This is a genomic window from Pararhizobium antarcticum, assembly GCF_001885585.1.
GTDB lineage: Bacteria > Pseudomonadota > Alphaproteobacteria > Rhizobiales > Rhizobiaceae > Pararhizobium > Pararhizobium antarcticum.
Genome location: NZ_LSRP01000029.1, coordinates 1 through 2,442, shown reverse-complemented (window position 1 = coordinate 2,442; position 2,442 = coordinate 1). Strand labels below are relative to the sequence as shown.

At 62.4% G+C, this 2,442-nt stretch carries 1 pseudogene; it reads right to left on the bottom strand.

From position 1 onward, the window contains the following. Positions 1-2,442 (bottom strand): annotated as a pseudogene (locus AX760_RS03525) (lactate dehydrogenase); the annotation flags it as partial.

The following is a 2,442-nucleotide window of genomic DNA, read 5'->3' as shown; positions in this document are numbered from 1 at the left end:
TCCCAGCTCGCCGTCGCCGCACGGCTGAGGAACCGGGCGCGTTTGTCCTTGGCAAAATTGGTTTCGTCGGCAACGAGAATACGCGCGTTCGGATAGAGCGCCAGAAACTCCCGCGCCGCCTGCGCCAGGCAATGGCCGGGAACGACCAGCATCGCCTTGGCAATCAGCCCGAGCCGGCGCTGCTCCATGATGGCGGCGGCTATGGTCATCGTCTTGCCGGCGCCAACGGCATGGGCAAGGTAGGTCGAACCAGCAGAAATGATCCGCCAGATGCCGCGTTTTTGGTGGCCGTACAAGGTAAAGGCGCCGGAAGCGCCTGGAAGTTTCAAGTGAGCGCCGTCGAACTTGCGCGGCGCGATGTTGTTGAAACGGTCATTATAGATCCGGGCCAACCGGTCGGTGCGATCCGGATCGGTCCAGACCCATTCCTGAAACGCCTGTCTGATCCGCTGCAGTTTTTCACGCGCGGCTTCGGTATCGATGACATTCAGTATGCGCCGCTCACCGCCTGCGTCCCTGATCGTGTCGAAGATCTGCGGCACGCGGGAGTTCAGCGCATCCGTGAGCAACTCGCCGGCATGACGACGTGCCGTCCCCCATTCCGATGTGCCCGCGGCGCTGTAACCCAGCTGTCGCGCCTCGACCGTCCAGGACCCGAGTTCCGGCGTGTGATGGATGCGGATGTCCGCACCCATGATCTCGTGCACGAAGTGGACGACGTCTGACGCCGGTATCCACGGCGCGCCAAGCCTTGCGGTGATGTCGGAGGGTCGAAGATCGGCCGGCTGCACCTCGGTCAATGCCCGGACATTGCGCTGATAGGCCGGATCGAGTTCGGCTGCGGCTTCCGCAACGGCAAGTTTCGTACGGACCGGGCCGGAGAGATAGGCATCGGAGGTCTGCCAGGAACCGTCGCCGGGATCACGGAAGATCGCATCTTCCAGTTCGACAATGACAGCTTGCGCGTCCCTGTGCAGAAGCTCGGCGATATGGTCGATATCGACGCGGCCACGTTCGTTCAGAACGACGGCCAGCGCATCCGCGGCACTGGTGATCTCAGGCGCGGCCGGTGGCGAAATCACCCGATCGGAAAAGATCGGACCCGGACGCGCCGTATCCGTCTCAAGATCATAGTCCTCGATCGAGGCCACCAGCCAGCAATCGGGGTCGTCGCGGAAGGGTTGGAGATTGGGCTGCCGGTGGGTTTCCCGAACTTCCCCGGTGTCGGCGTCCTCTGAGATCGACACTTTGGTGTGGTTGATCGGCCCGAAGTCCCTGACAAAGCTCGACCAGGCGATCCGCAGCCTGATCTGATCTTCGCGCCACGGGCGATCCTGCTCCTGGGCTTTCAGCACCGCGCGAACGGCATCGCGGATCGGGATCAGCTTGGAGACAACACGGATATGCCGTTCGGACAAATGTTCGCCTGGTCGCCCTTCGCCGCTGCGCGCCTTGCGAACCTTGATCGCAGTCGGAGCGCCATCAAGCATCTGCATCAGGCCTTTGGCATTGTCGATGAAGAAGCTGCCCTCGCGGATCCCAGTGTTGCCACTCTTGTCAGTATGGTCGGGCTTCAGGTCGACGACGGCGCCAAGTTCGGTCTCCAGATCGATATCAACCGGCGTCGGCTCGCCATCGTAGATGTCCTCTGGGAGGAGGCGCATCACCGCGTTCAGTTGCGCATCGAGATCCGCACCAATGCAGGGGTGACACGTGTAGGTCTCGCCGAAGGGACCCGAATTCAGGCCGTGTTCGCCAAGGACGAAGGTCGGATGGCGAATGAACCAGCGGTTCACGCGGATCGCACGTTCATCCTCCGTCGCGCCAAGCAGCTCATCCACGTCGAGCCAGGTGACATCACCCTCTGGCTCGCCGGTCTTGCGCTTGCGGAAGAAAAGGATGTCGACAACCGTGTCGGTTCCGGCATCACGACGAAAGCTGCCTGCTGGCAGCCGGATGGCGGCAATCAGGTTCGCGGATTTAGCGATGTGTTCGCGCGCGGTCGTGTCAGCCTTGTCCATGGTGCCAGTGCTGGTGACGAAGGCGGCGAGCGCGCCCGGCTTCAGGAGGTCGATCGAACGGGCGATGAAATAGTCGTGCAGGCGCAGGCCGAGCGCGCGGTACTGCCGATCCGAACGCACAGTGCGATCGGAGAATGGCGGGTTGCCAATAGCGAGGTCGTAGATCGCCGCCAGATCCGTGCGCGCAAAATCTCCTTCGATGATCCGCGCTCTCGGCTGCAGGAGCTTTACGATGCGCGCTGTCACAGGATCAAGCTCGATGCCTGTGACGTAGGCCTTGTCTCGAAATGCTTTCGGCATCAGCGCCGGAAACAGGCCCGTGCCGATGCCGGGCTCCAGAACGCGACCGCCACGCCAGCCCATCCGCTTCAAACCGGACCAGATCGCCCGGATGATGGGTTCGGGCGTAAAATGCGCATAC